19 protein-coding genes are annotated in these 13,505 nt (G+C 62.7%); 16 read left to right on the top strand and 3 right to left on the bottom strand.

What is annotated here, in order from left to right; all coding sequences use genetic code 11:
• From NOM55_RS08105 to NOM55_RS08090, 4 genes are all read left to right on the top strand, one after another.
• Positions 1-564 (top strand): DUF2345 domain-containing protein (locus NOM55_RS08105; protein ID WP_255908175.1); only part of this gene is annotated, 564 nt, incomplete at its 5' end.
• The gene (locus tag NOM55_RS08100; RefSeq protein WP_255908174.1) at positions 545-1,822 is read left to right on the top strand and encodes an N-acetylmuramidase domain-containing protein; all 1,278 of its coding nucleotides are present in this window, start codon (positions 545-547) and stop codon (positions 1,820-1,822) included. The genes NOM55_RS08105 and NOM55_RS08100, both read left to right, overlap by 20 nt.
• Entirely contained in the window at positions 1,809-2,564 is a 756-nt protein-coding gene (locus tag NOM55_RS08095) for a hypothetical protein (protein WP_255908173.1), read from the top strand. Before NOM55_RS08100 ends, NOM55_RS08095 begins: the two co-directional genes overlap by 14 nt.
• A 204-nt stretch (positions 2,565-2,768) precedes the next feature.
• Positions 2,769-2,963, top strand: a complete 195-nt coding sequence (locus NOM55_RS08090) for a hypothetical protein (protein ID WP_255908172.1) — start codon at positions 2,769-2,771, stop codon at positions 2,961-2,963.
• A gap of 18 nt (positions 2,964-2,981) precedes the next feature.
• Here NOM55_RS08090 and NOM55_RS08085 read toward each other — a convergent pair whose 3' ends face one another.
• Complete coding sequence (locus tag NOM55_RS08085; protein WP_255908171.1) at positions 2,982-3,212, bottom strand: hypothetical protein; 231 nt, start codon at positions 3,210-3,212, stop codon at positions 2,982-2,984.
• Between the two features lie 238 nt (positions 3,213-3,450).
• Between NOM55_RS08085 and NOM55_RS08080 the strand changes: the two genes are divergently transcribed.
• From NOM55_RS08080 to NOM55_RS08065, 4 genes are all read left to right on the top strand, one after another.
• A complete protein-coding gene (locus NOM55_RS08080) occupies positions 3,451-4,014 on the top strand; it encodes a DUF1282 domain-containing protein (RefSeq protein WP_255908170.1) in 564 nt (187 codons plus the stop codon).
• Between the two features lie 23 nt (positions 4,015-4,037).
• Entirely contained in the window at positions 4,038-4,460 is a 423-nt protein-coding gene (locus NOM55_RS08075) for a DUF488 family protein (RefSeq protein WP_255908169.1), read from the top strand.
• An 89-nt stretch (positions 4,461-4,549) separates the two neighbouring features.
• Entirely contained in the window at positions 4,550-4,999 is a 450-nt protein-coding gene (locus NOM55_RS08070) for a MarR family transcriptional regulator (protein WP_255908168.1), read from the top strand.
• Between the two features lie 176 nt (positions 5,000-5,175).
• Positions 5,176-6,948, top strand: coding sequence for a GGDEF domain-containing protein (locus NOM55_RS08065; protein WP_255908167.1), 1,773 nt, complete (start codon positions 5,176-5,178; stop codon positions 6,946-6,948).
• Between the two features lie 39 nt (positions 6,949-6,987).
• Here NOM55_RS08065 and NOM55_RS08060 read toward each other — a convergent pair whose 3' ends face one another.
• Both NOM55_RS08060 and NOM55_RS17425 read right to left on the bottom strand, forming a co-directional pair.
• Complete coding sequence (locus NOM55_RS08060) at positions 6,988-7,476, bottom strand: GNAT family N-acetyltransferase (RefSeq protein ID WP_255908166.1); 489 nt, start codon at positions 7,474-7,476, stop codon at positions 6,988-6,990.
• Entirely contained in the window at positions 7,473-7,568 is a 96-nt protein-coding gene (locus NOM55_RS17425; protein WP_370687869.1) for a lipoprotein, read from the bottom strand. Before NOM55_RS17425 ends, NOM55_RS08060 begins: the two co-directional genes overlap by 4 nt.
• A 103-nt stretch (positions 7,569-7,671) precedes the next feature.
• On the opposite strand from NOM55_RS17425, the gene cyaY reads away from it, so the two are divergent.
• From cyaY to NOM55_RS08020, 8 genes are all read left to right on the top strand, one after another.
• Positions 7,672-7,989 (top strand): iron donor protein CyaY, encoded by a 318-nt coding sequence (gene cyaY, locus NOM55_RS08055; RefSeq protein WP_047967717.1) that lies wholly within the window; start codon positions 7,672-7,674, stop codon positions 7,987-7,989.
• Positions 7,990-8,400 (top strand): DedA family protein, encoded by a 411-nt coding sequence (locus NOM55_RS08050; RefSeq protein ID WP_255908165.1) that lies wholly within the window; start codon positions 7,990-7,992, stop codon positions 8,398-8,400.
• Between the two features lie 187 nt (positions 8,401-8,587).
• A complete protein-coding gene (rsmA, locus tag NOM55_RS08045; RefSeq protein WP_047967719.1) occupies positions 8,588-9,370 on the top strand; it encodes a 16S rRNA (adenine(1518)-N(6)/adenine(1519)-N(6))-dimethyltransferase RsmA in 783 nt (260 codons plus the stop codon).
• Between the two features lie 113 nt (positions 9,371-9,483).
• Positions 9,484-10,218, top strand: coding sequence for an amino acid ABC transporter ATP-binding protein (locus tag NOM55_RS08040; protein ID WP_047967720.1), 735 nt, complete (start codon positions 9,484-9,486; stop codon positions 10,216-10,218).
• 104 nt (positions 10,219-10,322) lie between these two features.
• Positions 10,323-11,222 carry a glutamate/aspartate ABC transporter substrate-binding protein gene (locus NOM55_RS08035; protein WP_047967757.1) on the top strand — a complete coding sequence of 300 codons (900 nt, stop codon included), beginning with the start codon at positions 10,323-10,325 and terminating at the stop codon, positions 11,220-11,222.
• 130 nt (positions 11,223-11,352) lie between these two features.
• Positions 11,353-12,096 carry an amino acid ABC transporter permease gene (locus tag NOM55_RS08030; RefSeq protein ID WP_120810376.1) on the top strand — a complete coding sequence of 248 codons (744 nt, stop codon included), beginning with the start codon at positions 11,353-11,355 and terminating at the stop codon, positions 12,094-12,096.
• Positions 12,096-12,761 carry an ABC transporter permease subunit gene (locus NOM55_RS08025; RefSeq protein ID WP_047967722.1) on the top strand — a complete coding sequence of 222 codons (666 nt, stop codon included), beginning with the start codon at positions 12,096-12,098 and terminating at the stop codon, positions 12,759-12,761. Before NOM55_RS08030 ends, NOM55_RS08025 begins: the two co-directional genes overlap by 1 nt.
• A 2-nt stretch (positions 12,762-12,763) precedes the next feature.
• Positions 12,764-13,498: an amino acid ABC transporter ATP-binding protein gene (locus tag NOM55_RS08020; protein ID WP_047967758.1), complete on the top strand. Its 735-nt coding sequence runs from the start codon at positions 12,764-12,766 to the stop codon at positions 13,496-13,498.
• Positions 13,499-13,505 lie beyond the last annotated feature (7 nt).

The following is a 13,505-nucleotide window of genomic DNA, read 5'->3' as shown; positions in this document are numbered from 1 at the left end:
CTGAAACTGATCGCGGCCAAGGGCAAGGTGCAGGTTCAGGCGCAGAGCGATGCGATGGAGCTGACGGCGGATAAGGAAATCACCATCGCCTCATGCAAGGACAGCATCACCATCGCCGCGAAAGAGGAAATCCTGCTTAACGTCGGCGGTGGCGCCTACATCCGCATGGCGGGTGGAAATATCGAAGTGCACTGCCCCGGCACGGTGAGCGTGAAGGGGGAGGAGCATTTGATGAGCGGCGGGACAAGCTTGCAGTCGCCTATGCCAACATTACCCATTCCCAAGGAAGAGGTCCGTTATAGCCAGAAACTGGACTGGTCTGACTATCCTCAGCAGTGGCTACCGTTCGCTGGCAGTGCCCGGGCGGCAAGTCTGCTTGCCAGCCAGCGACAAGCAGGCTTGCGAGCAGGGGGTGATGGAGGCGAGAGCGCGGCGCTGACGTCCTTGCAGGCCGAGGAAGTGTTGCACATGGTGATGCTTGGTGATGGCTACCGCCTGGAAGAGGACATCGCGATTTACCAGGAAGAACTACAGGACGATGAAGATGAACCAGCTACCCTCTGATATCCATATCGTGAAGTCGGGCGACACCCTTAGTGGCATCGCCCGCAAGACAGGCAAGTCGTTGGGCGAATTGATTCGTCTGAACGATCTCAAGGACCCCAACAAGCTGGCTGTTGGGCAAGCGCTCTATTTGAGTAAGGAAAAAGCTTTCGCGCTGCAGGCGCTATTCCTTGACGCGCTGCGACATCCAATTGAGAACCTGGCCTACAAGCTGGTCATCGACGGCAAGGCTTACCCCGGCAAGACCGGGGCCAACGGCCTGTCCGTGCAACAGGTCAGCCGCGATGCGCGCTCCAAAGTCGAAATCCACATGCGTGATTTCCTGGGAAACTGGCAACTACTGGGGACGACGGTTTCCGGTTACGGGCAGAAGCTGATTACGGTGCTTAGCCCTTACGTATCATTCAAGGACAAGCTGGAACCGCATCCATCCGAGGCGCCGACCACGCCTACGCCGCGTACACTGCCGCCCAAACCCAAGCAAGGGTCAATACCATTGCCGCCCAAGCCACAGGGCGCGCCGAGCAAGAACAATCCGGCAGCGAAGCCCCATAAGAAGAAGGGCAAGAATGGGGAGTCCGTGATTAAGATCGGCATCGACCTGCCCAACGATTTGTTGGTTTATATGCAGGCTTATCAAGACGTGTCAATTTCTGAACAAGACTGGAAAGACTACGCTGAATTTTTGGGCTGCGAAATCAATGTGCTCAAGGCGATAGCCCAGAAGGAGAGCAAGGGCAAGGCGTTCTGGCGATTGAACGACGGACAGGGCGCGCACGTACCCGTCATCCTGTACGAGCGCCATTATTTCAGCCGGCTGACCAAGGCGCACTACGATCACAGCCACCCCGATTTGTCCGGGCCTCCGCGCAGTAACTATGGCGACTATTCGGTGCAGTATTTACGCCTGATCAATGCCTATAGGCTGAATCCGGACGCCGCCTTGCAAAGTGCATCCTGGGGGAAGTTCCAGATCATGGGTGCCAATTATGCATACTGCGGCTATGGAAATGCCGATGAGATGGTCAAGATTATGTGCGCCAACGAAAAAGGGCAGCTCGAAGCGCTGGCGAACTTCATTCGCCACAAGCCAAGGGCCTGGAAAAATCCAAAGAACAAGGCACTGGGCAAAGAAATTTCATTATGGGATGCAGTCAAGACAAAGAACTGGCAGGCGATTGCCTTTAATTTTAATGGCCCTAGATACCGGAAAAACAACTACGACACGGAATTAAAAAATATCTATGAAAAAATATAAACTGGCAAGATTGATTTTGATTGCATCTTTAGGTTCAAATGCGTACGCGGATCTGCGGATTGACCAGGATTTCGGAAAGAAAAAAGTCATAGAGGTTTCCCCTGGAAGATATCGTATAGACAGTTTTTATTATCAATTCAAAGATGCGGTCATCCGCGAAATTGGGGCCAGCAATGAGGGCGTTGCCCCAAATAGTGGTTTTGGTGGGCGGGATTCGGCGCATTTAATCTGGAATGGTGTTGATTATTATGCGTTGGCGGCAAATTACTTATCCTCAGAGCAAGATCGAAGAAATGAGGAAGATGTCCGTTTAAAAATAGATCGTCCAGTCATTCCAGGCGGTGGTATTTGTGCGGTCTTCCTGCATGACAAGCAGCTCAAACCAGTCGCGTCGGTCAAGATCGCTCTGCCCGAAAACAACTACGGCACCTGGTGCAATGGCACTTATGCCTTGGGCAGCGCGGGCAAGGGCATCGATGGCCTGTTGCTGACGATCAGTTACTACCTGACCGGTGAAAAGCCGGCGCAGCGTGCCGCAGACATCGGCAAGGGCTGGCGCCATATGACCGTGCTGCTACGGCTGCAAAAGGAGGCTAACGGCAAGATCCGCCTTGTGCAGGATGATCGCTGTCTGGGTAATCCCAACCGCTACGCCGATATCCCAAGTGCGCGTAAGGCCTTGGCGAAATGCAAGGACGTCAATAACGGCTGGATCATGATTGAGAAAATCATCAAGCCCTGACCATGATCACCGGGGCATGTTGATACCCCTTTCTCTTCAAGCTGCAGCCCATCCTGATCTGCTTCAAGGAAGACGCCAAGGCCGGTATCGGCCAGTGCACATCCGACGACCCCTACGGAACGGGCCAGATGTTTACACAGCAAAAACCATGGCTGGAAAGCAACTTCGGACTTATTTCAAGTCTGCAAGACTTGCAGAACTGTCATGACCGGGAAAAAGCCGGCGCAGTGTGCTGAGGATATCGGAGAGGGCTGGCGCTATATGACGGTACTGGTGAGATTCAGTGAGCAAAACGGCAAGCTGGCACTGATCCAGGACGACCGCTGCCTCGGCAACCCCAATAAATACAAGGATATCCCCAGCGCCCGCAAGGCGTTGTCCCGTTGCGAGGGGCGGTAAGGAATTTATGGCGCCGTCTCAGGACGGAAACAGGCTCAGCCGGCGCGCGCCTTCCACCGCCTGCTCCATATTGTTGCTTTCGTCCTGCCACACCCACACCTTGTGCAGCGGGTCGAACGCTTCCACCAGCCACAGCCGGCCGCCGGTGCCCAGCGCGATCAGCCGCGCGCGGGTCGGGCGCTGGTAATTGAACACCACCGCGTCGCTGGTAACCGGGGGTTTGCTGCTGCTGGCAGGCGGGGATCGCATGGCAAGACTCCATCAAGACAATGCTGTTGCAATGCAAAAGCCGTGCCAGGCTCAGGCCGGCACCGGCCTTGCCGTCACTGGCTGTACTGTGATGCTGCGGTGCAACGAAAGAGACTCTGCACCGGGATAAGGCACGACTACGTCTTCTGGTGCCTTGTATTTATATCGTAATACGATATATTTCAGGAGAGGACGCGCCCTGTCGTGCCCGTCCGCCACGTCAGCAAGGAGTGTCACCATGACCCCGCTTACCCCGCTTCGCATGTTGCTGTCCTCGCACCACGGCTGGGACGAAATCGCCCACCACCATGCTTCGACCGCCCGTTCATTTTTCCGCATCGTGCTGCCGGCCTCGCTGTTCGCCGCCGCCATGCTGCTGTATGCCGCCTATTTCAACGGCGAGGTGTACGCGCCGCAGGTGCCGCTGGCGCAATGGCAGGCGGTGATCGTGCTGTTCCTGCTGCTGAACTGGTTCAGCGTGCACCTGATGGCCAGCTTCATCCGGCTGGCGGTGCACGCCGAGGCGCGGCCGCCGTACGCCGACTGCTACCGGCTGGCGGCGCTGGCGCCGCTGCCGATCTGGCTGTCAGCGCTGTCGCTGCTGGTGCCGCTGCCGTTCTTCAATATGGCGATCGGCCTGCTCGGGCTGCTGGCTTCCGGACTGCTGATCTATCACGGGCTGGACGCGCTGTTCGAGCATGAGGACTCGGTGCGCACCGAGTCGCTGGCCTACACCGTGTTTACCGTCGGCGCCCTGTTGTGGGCGGTGCTGGTGGCGCTGATCGCGGTACCGCTGCTATGAGGGCGCCCGAGATGAGTTCAGAGATGAGTTCCGCCATCCAGCTGCTGCCGGCCAGCCAGTGCCCGGCGCAACGCGACAACGTGTTCCTGCTCGCCGCGCGCTGGCCGGCGGCGCTGCCCCGCGGCAGCCTGCCACGGGCACAGTGGTTGCCGCGCGCACTGCCGGCGCCGGGGTTGCTGGCCTGGTTGCGGCGCGACCCGCTGCGCTACGCGCTGTTCTGCGACACCTACTGGGCCGATCTGGGCGCCAACCCGCCGCGCTGGCAGGCGCTGCTGCAGGCCGCCGCCGCGGGTGGCGTGGTGCTGCTGTACGACGGCGAGGACGGTCTGCTCAACCCGGTGCGTGCGCTGGCGCGCTTCCTCGAAGCCCGCCTGGCGGCGCAAAGTTACTGGCACGACGCCGCGCTGCGCAGCTCGCCGGTGTGTTACGCCGGCCGGTCGCACTGAGCATGGCGACGACAATGACCGGACGTGCCGCCACGGCGGCGGCGCGGAAATCTGCTACGCTGGCGGGCTTGTTGCCCGCTGTTGCCACCATGAACCCTTCCCCCCCGACTCCGCTGTCCAAGGACGACTTCGAGCGTCTGGCCGATTTCCGCTACCGGCTGCGCCTGTTCCTGCGTTTCAGCGAGGAGCTGGCGCAGAGCAACGGCATCACCCCGCTGCAGTACCAGCTGCTGCTGCAACTGCGCGGCTACCCCGGGCGCGACTGGGCGACGGTGGCGGAGCTGGCGCAGCGGCTGCAGTCGCACCACCACAGCGTGGTCGGCCTGGTCAGCCGTTGCGAGGCGCAGCAGCTGATCGTGCGCAAGCCGGGGCGCGAAGACCGCCGCTGTGTCGAGATCAGCCTGGCGCCGAAGGGCGAGGAGCTGGTGCAGCTGCTGGCGCGTGCGCACCGCGACGAGCTGCTGGCGCTGCGCCAGAGCAGTGGCAGCCTGTCGCTGGACCTGCTGTTGCAGGCGGCGCAGAGCCTGGCGCCGGACTGAGGCGGCAGCGCTCGCCGCCGCGCCAGTCCGGCCGTCATCGCGGTGCCGCTTGTTGCGCTGCGATTGTTGTTTTTTGCACGTTGCCGCCGCCAATCCGTCATTGCGGCCAACCTTCTGCTACGCCCTCGCCATAAATCGGTATATAAATTCAGCCATCTGAATCTCCGGTGGTTTTTATGATTGGCGCTGACAAATCCCGTGACCCGGTGCACGCATCGCGCCGCCGCCAGCCGGCGGCCACCGTGCTTGCCGCGGCGGCTGCGGCCGGCAGCACGGGGTCGCAGCGCCAGGCTCTGTTACGGCTGTTGCGCAGCGCGCGCGAGGCCGGCAGCAGCGGCCGTCACCATCACGGCTTGCAGGCGGCGGAAACGGCGCTGCAACTGGCCGGCGAGCATGGCTTCGAGCACCTGCGCAGCGAGGCGCTGGCCCTGCTGGCGCTGCACCGCTTCCGCTTGGGCCAGCTGGCCGACGCCATCCCACCGGGGCTGGAAGCGGCATCGCTGCTGGAGCGGCCCGCCGATGCCGCCGCCCGCGCCGAGGTGCTGTGCACGGTGGCGATGGCCTGCAACGAGCTGGGGCTGGCGCACGACGGTCTGAAGTACGCACTGGAGGCGCTGAGCGCCGCCCGCCTCTGCCAGCAGCCGCTGATGCTGAGCTGGGCGCTGAACCGCGCCGGGCTGTGCACCTTCAGCGCGGTCGGCGATCTGGAGCAGAGCGTGGCGCTGTTGCAGCAGGCGCGCGAGCTGGCGGTGCAGCACGGCCATCTCATTGCGCTGTTCAGCGCCATCAACAATCTCGGCTCCAGCTACCGCACCGCCGGCCAGCTGGCGCAGTCACTGGCCCAAGCCGGCGCCGCGGCACTGCTGGCGCAGTCGCTGGATTACTTCCAGCAGGCGGCGACGCTGGCGACCACGACGGACAACCCGCACCTGCAAGCCACCGCCATCATCAATCTGGCGGAAATCCTCACCGATCTCGCCCGCTACGACGAGGCGCTGGCCGAGCTGGCGCAGGGCCGCGAGCTGGCGCGGTGTGGCGACTTCACCGCGCTGCAGCACCGTGCCGACCTGGCGGAAGCGATCATCCTGCACCGTACCGGGCAGCTGCCGGCGGCGATCGCGGTGCTGCAGCGGGTGCTGGCACTGCCGGCCGAGCAGATCGAATACGAGATGCGGGTGCTGGCGCACGAGGCGCTGTACCGCGTGTACAAGGACGGCGGCCAGTTCGAGCCGGCGCTGCGGCAGCTGGAGCGCCTGCGCCAGCTGGAACAGTCGCTGGCCGACAAGCGCAGCAGCACCCAGGGCTGGGCGATCCGCAAGGAGCTGGAGATCACCAGCGCGCGGCTGGAAACCGAGCGCGAACGGCTGAAGGCGGAGCATGAGCGCCTGCGCGCGGTGCGGCTGGAGGCGGAGAAATCGGTGGCCGAGGCGCGCATGAGCGAGCTGGAACAGGCGGTGCTGGTCGACGCGCTGACCGGGGTCGGCAACCGTCGCTGCCTCGACCGCGAAGGCCCGGAGCGGCTGGCGCAGCTGCAGGGCGGCTTTGACGGCATGGCGGTGGTGGTGCTGGATCTGGACTACTTCAAGTCGATCAACGACCGCTTCGGCCACGCCATCGGCGACGACACCCTGCGCAAGGTGGCGCAGCTGGTGGTGCTGCACACCCGTTCGGTCGATCTGGTGGTGCGCTACGGCGGCGAGGAATTCGTGCTGCTGCTGATGGAGACCTCGCAGGAGGCGGCGGTGGCGACCTGCGAGCGCCTGCGGCTGGCGCTGATGGACTACGACTGGAGCACGCTGCACCCGCTGCTGCACGTCACCACCAGTCTCGGCATGGCGTGGCAGAACCAGCCGCAGGACTGGCAGGCGGTGCTGCGCGCCGCCGACCTGGCGCTGTACCAGGCCAAACACAAGGGCCGCAACCGGCTGGAGGTGGTGCCGGCGCTGTAGCCGGCGGTCACGGCGCGGGCGGCCGGCTCGTACTATGGCTCAGGCCGGGGTCAGCACCTTTTCCAGCAGCCGGTAGTGGGTGCCGCCGAGGCCGGCTTCGGCAAAGCCTTCGCTGTGGTACAGCGTGCGCCCCACCGTGTTGTCGTCGCGCACTTCCAGCGTCAGCTTGGCGCAACCGCGCTGGGCGGCGGCGCTGGCCACGGCCTGCAGCAGGCATCGGCCGAGGCCCTGGCCGCGCGCGGCGGACAGCACCGACAGATCATGCAGATTGCACACCGGCGCCGCGTAGAAGCTGGAAAAACCCAGCACGCACAGCGCGTGGCCGACCGCCTCGCCGTCCTGCTCCGCGATCAGCGCGAACAGGCCGGGATGATCGCCCAGTGCCTGCGCCAGCTGCTGCTGGCGCGCGGGTGCCAGCCCCTCGCCCCCACCCATCGCATCGCGGGCATAGGCATCGGTCAGCCGTGCCAGCAACAGGCAGTCGCCGGCGTCGGCAAGGTTGGCCGCACGCAGTTGCAGTGCGCTCACGGCGCGGCCTGCTGCTGGCTAGCCGGGGCGGGCAGATACAGCGGACCCTTGAAGCCGCAGGCGGTGACAACGGTGGCGACAAGGACAAACATCAGCGCAGTACGCATACGGAATCCGGTAGCTATGGCAAAATCGCAGTCTAACAGGCGCGAGCCTCCCACCCCAAGCCATGCGGCCAACCTTTAGGACTTTTCCATGACTGAAAGCGAATTCCTGACCCTCACCGACGGTATTTTCACGCGCATCGAAGCGGCACTGGATGAGGCGGAGCTGGATCTGGACTGCCTGAAGATGGGGAATGTGCTGGAAATCGAGTTCGACAGCGGCGAGAAGGTGGTGGTCAACCGCCACGTGCCGAATCAGGAACTGTGGATCGCGGCCAAGAGCGGCGGTTTCCACTTCGCGCTGCGCGACGGCCAGTGGCTGGCGGCGCGCGATGGCAAGGAGTTCGGCGCCACGCTGTCGGCGGTGGTCAGCCACGCTGCCGGCTGCGATTTCGTGTTTGCCGTCTGAGTGAGCAGCTGGCTGTTGCTGGGCGGCCTGGCGGCGTCGGCGTTCCTGTCCGCCACCGTGCTGCCGGGCAATTCCGAGCTGGCGCTGGGCGCCTTGCTGCTGCAGCGTCCGGAGTTGTTGTGGCCGGCGCTGTTGGTCGCCACCGCCGCCAATGCGTTGGGCAGCATCAGCAGCCTGTGGCTGGGGCGCTGCGTGCCGCCGAGGCCGCTACCGCCGCGGGCGGCGGCGTGGTTCGCCCGTTTCGGCCCGGCGGCGCTGTGGCTGAGCTGGGTGCCGCTGGCCGGCGACGCGCTGCCGCTGGCCGCCGGCTGGTTGCGGCTGGCGTTCTGGCCCTGCGTGCTGTGGATTACGCTGGGCAAGGCCAGCCGTTACGCCTTGCTGGCGTGGGGAATGCTGGGTCTTATCCGGTGAGGCGTACGCGCCGGCCGGCCGCTGTCCGGATTTCCGGACGCCATGCCGGTGGCGGCATCACCATGGCGTTGTACTGGCGCGCGGCACGATCGCCGCTATGCTTGAGTTATGACTTTATCTTTGTGCGACAGTATTTGCCCGCCATCGCCGGCCGAGCCTGTCGCCGTTTTTCATCCAGAAAGTAGCAATGAGCAAACACATTCCGCGCAAGCGCTTCGGCCAGAACTTCCTGCAGGACAGCAAGGTGATCGAGGACATCGTCAGCGCCGTCGGTGCCCAGCCGGGCGATGTGGTGATCGAGATCGGCCCCGGCCTCGGTGCGCTGACCAAGCCGCTGCTGCAGCGTCTAGACCATCTGCATGTGGTGGAGATCGACCGCGACATCATCAGCCGCCTGCGCGGCGAGATCTCGCCCAAGCGGCTGACCATTCACGAGGGCGACGCGCTGGCCTTCGATTTTGGCAGCGTCTGCGACGGCCCGTTCAAGCTGGTCGGCAACCTGCCGTACAACATTTCCACTCCGCTGCTGTTCCACCTCGCCTGTTACGGCAACCGCGTCACCGACATGCATTTCATGCTGCAAAAAGAGGTGGTCGACCGCATGGTGGCGGCGCCGTCGACCCCGGATTACGGCCGTCTGACGGTGATGTTGCAGTACCGTTTCGACATGGAACAGATCTTGCTGGTACCGCCGGGTGCATTCTACCCGCCACCGAAAGTGGATTCCGCGGTGGTAAGGATGATTCCTGATGCCGGTCGCTGTGGGGTGGCAACCGACGAGGCGCTGCTTGAAGAGATCGTGGCGCAGGCCTTTGGCCAGCGGCGCAAAACCTTGCGCAACAACCTCAAGGGCGTGATCAGCGACGAGGCATTGCAGTCGCTGGGTATCGACCCGGCCGCCCGTGCCGAGACGCTGAGCGTGCAGCAGTATGTGGCGCTGGCCAACCATCTGGCCGCCGCGCGCGGCTGACCATGTTGCGCTGCGGCTTGCTGTACCAGGTTGGCCGCAGCACAATCCGTTCTGAATGATGCGGACCGTGCCGCACCACGATGCTGGCTGTCACAGGAATTAAAGGAAAAGCGATGATTCGTTTCAACAATGTCCACAAGTGGTTCAAGGACTTGCACGTACTGAACGGGATTGACCTGCAGGTGGCGCAGGGTGAAGTGGTGGTGGTGTGCGGGCCGTCCGGCTCCGGCAAGTCGACCATGATCCGCACCGTGAACCAGCTGGAAAGCATCAACGAGGGCGAGATCTGGGTCGACGGCAAGAACGTCGCCGATCCGAAAACCGATCTCAACGCGCTGCGCGCCGAAGTCGGTTTCGTGTTCCAGCACTTTAACCTCTACCCGCACCTGTCGGTGGTGGACAACATCACGCTGTCGCCGATCAAGGTCAAGGGCATGGACAAGGCCGCCGCCGACAAGCAGGCGGTGGCGCTGCTGGAGCGGGTCGGCCTCGCCCACAAGAAGGATGCCTTCCCGGCGCAGCTGTCCGGCGGCCAGCAGCAACGCGTGGCCATCGCCCGCGGCCTGGCGATGGAACCGCGGGTGATGCTGTTCGACGAACCGACCTCCGCGCTGGACCCGGAGATGATCGGCGAAGTACTGAAGGTGATGAAGGATCTGGCCGAATCCGGCATGACCATGATGGTGGTCACCCACGAAATGGGCTTTGCCCGCGAAGTGGCCGACCGGGTGGTGTTCATCGACCACGGCAAGATCGTGGAACAGGCGCCGCCGGAAGAGTTTTTCAAGAACCCGCAACACGAACGGGCACAACAGTTTTTACGGCAATTGCTCACCCCGATGAGCTGATTGCCTGCCGGCACCGCCGCACTGGCGGTGTCAGGTTTCCGGGCCATACCTAGCCGGTACGGCTTGATAAAAGCAGCAAAACCCAAGAGAAAATGGAGAAACCAATGCGTTTTACGACTCGTCTGCTGACTACTGCTGTCATCGCTTCCGCCTTTGCCGCTCCGGCCATGGCCGAAGGTACCCTGGACAAGATCAAGAGCTCCGGCGTGATCGTGCTCGGTCACCGTGATGCCTCGATCCCGTTCTCCTACCTGGCGAACGACCCGACCAAGCCGATCGGTTACTCGCACGACCTGCAGCTGAAGGTGGTCGAGGCGGTCAAGAAACAGCTGAAGATGCCTAACCTGCAGGTGCGCTACAACCTGGTGACCTCGCAGACCCGCATCCCGCTGGTACAGAACGGCACCGTGGACCTGGAGTGCGGCTCCACCACCAACAACCTGGAGCGCCAGAAGCAGGTTGCCTTCTCCGTCGGCATCTTCGAAATCGGTACCCGCCTGATGACCGCCAAGACTTCCGGCATCAAGGACTTCCCGGACCTGAAGGGCAAGAACGTGGTGACCACCGCCGGTACCACTTCCGAGCGTCTGCTGAAGGCGATGAACGCCGAGAAGCAGATGGGCATGAACATCATCTCCGCCAAGGACCACGGCGAGTCGTTCCTGATGCTGGAATCGGGCCGTGCCGTCGCCTTCATGATGGACGATGCGCTGCTGTACGGTGAAATGGCCAAGGCCAAGAACCCGGGCAACTGGGTGGTGACCGGCAAGCCACAGTCGTTCGAAATCTATGGCTGCATGCTGCGCAAGGAAGATGCCGCCTTCAAGAAAGTGGTCGACGACGCGATCAAGGCCACCTTCAAGTCCGGCGAAGTGAACAAGATCTACAGCAAGTGGTTCATGGCGCCGGTACCGCCAAAAGGCCTGAACCTGAACTTCCCGATGTCCGACGAGTTCAAGGCGCTGGTAGCCAAGCCGACAGACAAGTCTGCCGAGGAAATGTAAGCAGCTTGTTGGTAATGACGGAGCGGGTTTTCTGAAGCAAGCGTGAAACGAGACCGGGACCGGGCGGCAACGCCCGGAAACCCGCTCCCGGAGGGGCGCTGCTGGCGCCCCTTTTCTTTTGGAGAAGTCAATGAATTACAACTGGGACTGGAACATCTTCTTCAAGTCCACAGGCATCGGCAGCGAAATCTACCTCGACTGGTTCGTCTCCGGTCTGGGCTGGACCATCGCGGTGGCGCTGATGGCCTGGATCATCGCCCTGCTGCTGGGGTCGGTGCTGGGCGTGATGCGCACCCTGCCGGGCAAGGTGCTGCCGGCGATTGCCACCGCCTATGTCGAGCTGTTCCGCAACGTGCCGCTGCTGGTGCAGCTGTTCATGTGGTATTTCGTGGTACCGGACTACCTGCCGGAGCCGCTGCAGATCTGGTTCAAGCAGGACCTGAACCCGGCGACCTCGGCCTATATCTCGGTGGTGGTGTGCCTGGCGCTGTTTACCGCGGCGCGGGTGTGCGAGCAGGTGCGCACCGGCATCCAGGCGCTGCCCCGTGGCCAGAGTGCCGCCGCGCTGGCGGTCGGTTTCAGCATCGGGCAGACCTATCGCCACGTGCTGCTGCCGCAGGCGTTCCGCATCATCATCCCGCCGCTTACCAGCGAGTTTCTCAACATCTTCAAGAACTCCTCGGTGGCGTCGCTGATCGGCCTGATGGAGCTGCTGGCGCAGACCAAGCAGACCGCGGAATTCAGTGCCAACATCTTTGAAGCGTTTACCCTGGCCACGGTGATCTACTTCGTGCTCAACATGAGCCTGATGACGCTGATGAGCCTGGTGGAGAAGAAAGTGCGCATTCCCGGCATGATGGGAGGGGCCAAATAATGGATTTCAGCCAGATTATCCCGTCGTTGCCCAGCCTGTGGGACGGCATGAAACTGACGTTGCAGCTGCTGTTGCTGGCGGTCGCGGGTGGCATCGCCCTCGGTACCGTGCTGGCACTGGCGCGCATGTCCAACAGCGCGCTGCTGTCCGGTTTCGCCAAGGCCTACGTCAACTACTTCCGTTCCATCCCGCTGCTGCTGGTGATCACCTGGTTCTACCTGGCGGTGCCGATGATCCTGAACTGGATCACCGGCGAGTTCGTCGCCGTCGGCGCCTTCACCTCCTGCCTGGTGGCGTTCGTGATGTTCGAGGCGGCCTACTACTGCGAGATCGTGCGTGCCGGTATCCAGTCGATCTCCAAGGGGCAGATCAACGCCGCCTACGCCGTGGGCATGACCTACAGCCAGGCGATGCGCCTGATCATCCTGCCGCAGGCGTTCCGCAAGATGACCCCGCTGCTGCTGCAGCAGACCATCATCCTGTTCCAGGACACCTCGCTGGTGTATGCAGTCGGTTTGATCGACTTCCTCAATGCCGCGCGCGCGCGCGGCGACATCATGGGGCAATCGCACGAGTTCCTGATTTTTGCCGGTGCGGTGTACTTTGTTATCAGTTTCGGCGCGTCCACTCTGGTGAAGCGTCTGCAGAAGAGGTTGGCAGTATGAGCATGATCGAGATCAAGAACGTCAGCAAATGGTACGGTGACTTCCAGGTGCTCACCGATTGCACGACCGACGTCAAGAAAGGCGAAGTGGTGGTGGTGTGCGGCCCGTCCGGTTCCGGCAAGTCCACGCTGATCAAGACCGTCAACGCGCTGGAGCCGTTCCAGAAGGGCGACATCATCGTCGACGGCATCTCGGTGGGCGATCCGAAGACCGACCTGCCCAAGCTGCGTGCCCGCATCGGCATGGTGTTCCAGAACTTCGAACTGTTCCCGCACCTGTCGATCACCGAGAACCTGACCATCGCGCAGCAGCGCGTGCTCGGCCGCAGCAAGGATGAGGCGATGCAGAAAGGCATGCACTACCTCGACCGCGTCGGCCTCAAGGCGCAGGCCAACAAGTTCCCCGGCCAGCTGTCCGGCGGCCAGCAGCAGCGCGTGGCGATTGCCCGCGCGCTGGCGATGGACCCGATCGCGATGCTGTTCGACGAACCGACGTCGGCGCTGGACCCGGAGATGGTCAACGAAGTGCTGGACGTGATGGTGGAGCTGGCGCACGAAGGCATGACCATGATGTGCGTGACCCACGAGATGGGCTTTGCGCGCAAGGTGGCCAACCGCGTGATCTTCATGGACCGCGGCGCCATCGTCGAGGACTGCGAGAAGGAAGAGTTCTTCGGCAATATCGACGCCCGCTCCGAGCGTGCGCGTCAGTTTCTGTCCAAGATCCTGGCGCACTGAGCAAGCA

Origin of the sequence: Vogesella sp. AC12 (genome assembly GCF_024437575.1) — a bacterium.
In the GTDB taxonomy this organism is placed as follows: Bacteria; Pseudomonadota; Gammaproteobacteria; order Burkholderiales; family Chromobacteriaceae; genus Vogesella; species Vogesella indigofera.
This window is presented reverse-complemented; position numbering and strand designations above follow the sequence as displayed.

What these genes read in the sequence shown, in the direction of transcription:
- NOM55_RS08085 (WP_255908171.1), bottom strand. Translation starts at nt 3,212, where the DNA reads ATGCGATCCCCGCCTGCCAGCAGCAGCAAACCCCCGGTTACCAGCGAC.
- NOM55_RS17425 (WP_370687869.1), bottom strand. Translation starts at nt 7,568, where the DNA reads ATGTTTGTCCTTGTCGCCACCGTTGTCACCGCCTGCGGCTTCAAGGGT.
- NOM55_RS08040 (WP_047967720.1), top strand. Translation starts at nt 9,484, where the DNA reads ATGATTCGTTTCAACAATGTCCACAAGTGGTTCAAGGACTTGCACGTA.
- NOM55_RS08030 (WP_120810376.1), top strand. Translation starts at nt 11,353, where the DNA reads ATGAATTACAACTGGGACTGGAACATCTTCTTCAAGTCCACAGGCATC.
- NOM55_RS08100 (WP_255908174.1), top strand. Translation starts at nt 545, where the DNA reads ATGAACCAGCTACCCTCTGATATCCATATCGTGAAGTCGGGCGACACC.
- NOM55_RS08070 (WP_255908168.1), top strand. Translation starts at nt 4,550, where the DNA reads ATGAACCCTTCCCCCCCGACTCCGCTGTCCAAGGACGACTTCGAGCGT.
- cyaY (WP_047967717.1), top strand. Translation starts at nt 7,672, where the DNA reads ATGACTGAAAGCGAATTCCTGACCCTCACCGACGGTATTTTCACGCGC.
- NOM55_RS08075 (WP_255908169.1), top strand. Translation starts at nt 4,038, where the DNA reads ATGAGTTCCGCCATCCAGCTGCTGCCGGCCAGCCAGTGCCCGGCGCAA.
- NOM55_RS08095 (WP_255908173.1), top strand. Translation starts at nt 1,809, where the DNA reads ATGAAAAAATATAAACTGGCAAGATTGATTTTGATTGCATCTTTAGGT.
- NOM55_RS08065 (WP_255908167.1), top strand. Translation starts at nt 5,176, where the DNA reads ATGATTGGCGCTGACAAATCCCGTGACCCGGTGCACGCATCGCGCCGC.
- NOM55_RS08020 (WP_047967758.1), top strand. Translation starts at nt 12,764, where the DNA reads ATGATCGAGATCAAGAACGTCAGCAAATGGTACGGTGACTTCCAGGTG.
- rsmA (WP_047967719.1), top strand. Translation starts at nt 8,588, where the DNA reads ATGAGCAAACACATTCCGCGCAAGCGCTTCGGCCAGAACTTCCTGCAG.
- NOM55_RS08080 (WP_255908170.1), top strand. Translation starts at nt 3,451, where the DNA reads ATGACCCCGCTTACCCCGCTTCGCATGTTGCTGTCCTCGCACCACGGC.
- NOM55_RS08035 (WP_047967757.1), top strand. Translation starts at nt 10,323, where the DNA reads ATGCGTTTTACGACTCGTCTGCTGACTACTGCTGTCATCGCTTCCGCC.
- NOM55_RS08090 (WP_255908172.1), top strand. Translation starts at nt 2,769, where the DNA reads ATGACCGGGAAAAAGCCGGCGCAGTGTGCTGAGGATATCGGAGAGGGC.
- NOM55_RS08025 (WP_047967722.1), top strand. Translation starts at nt 12,096, where the DNA reads ATGGATTTCAGCCAGATTATCCCGTCGTTGCCCAGCCTGTGGGACGGC.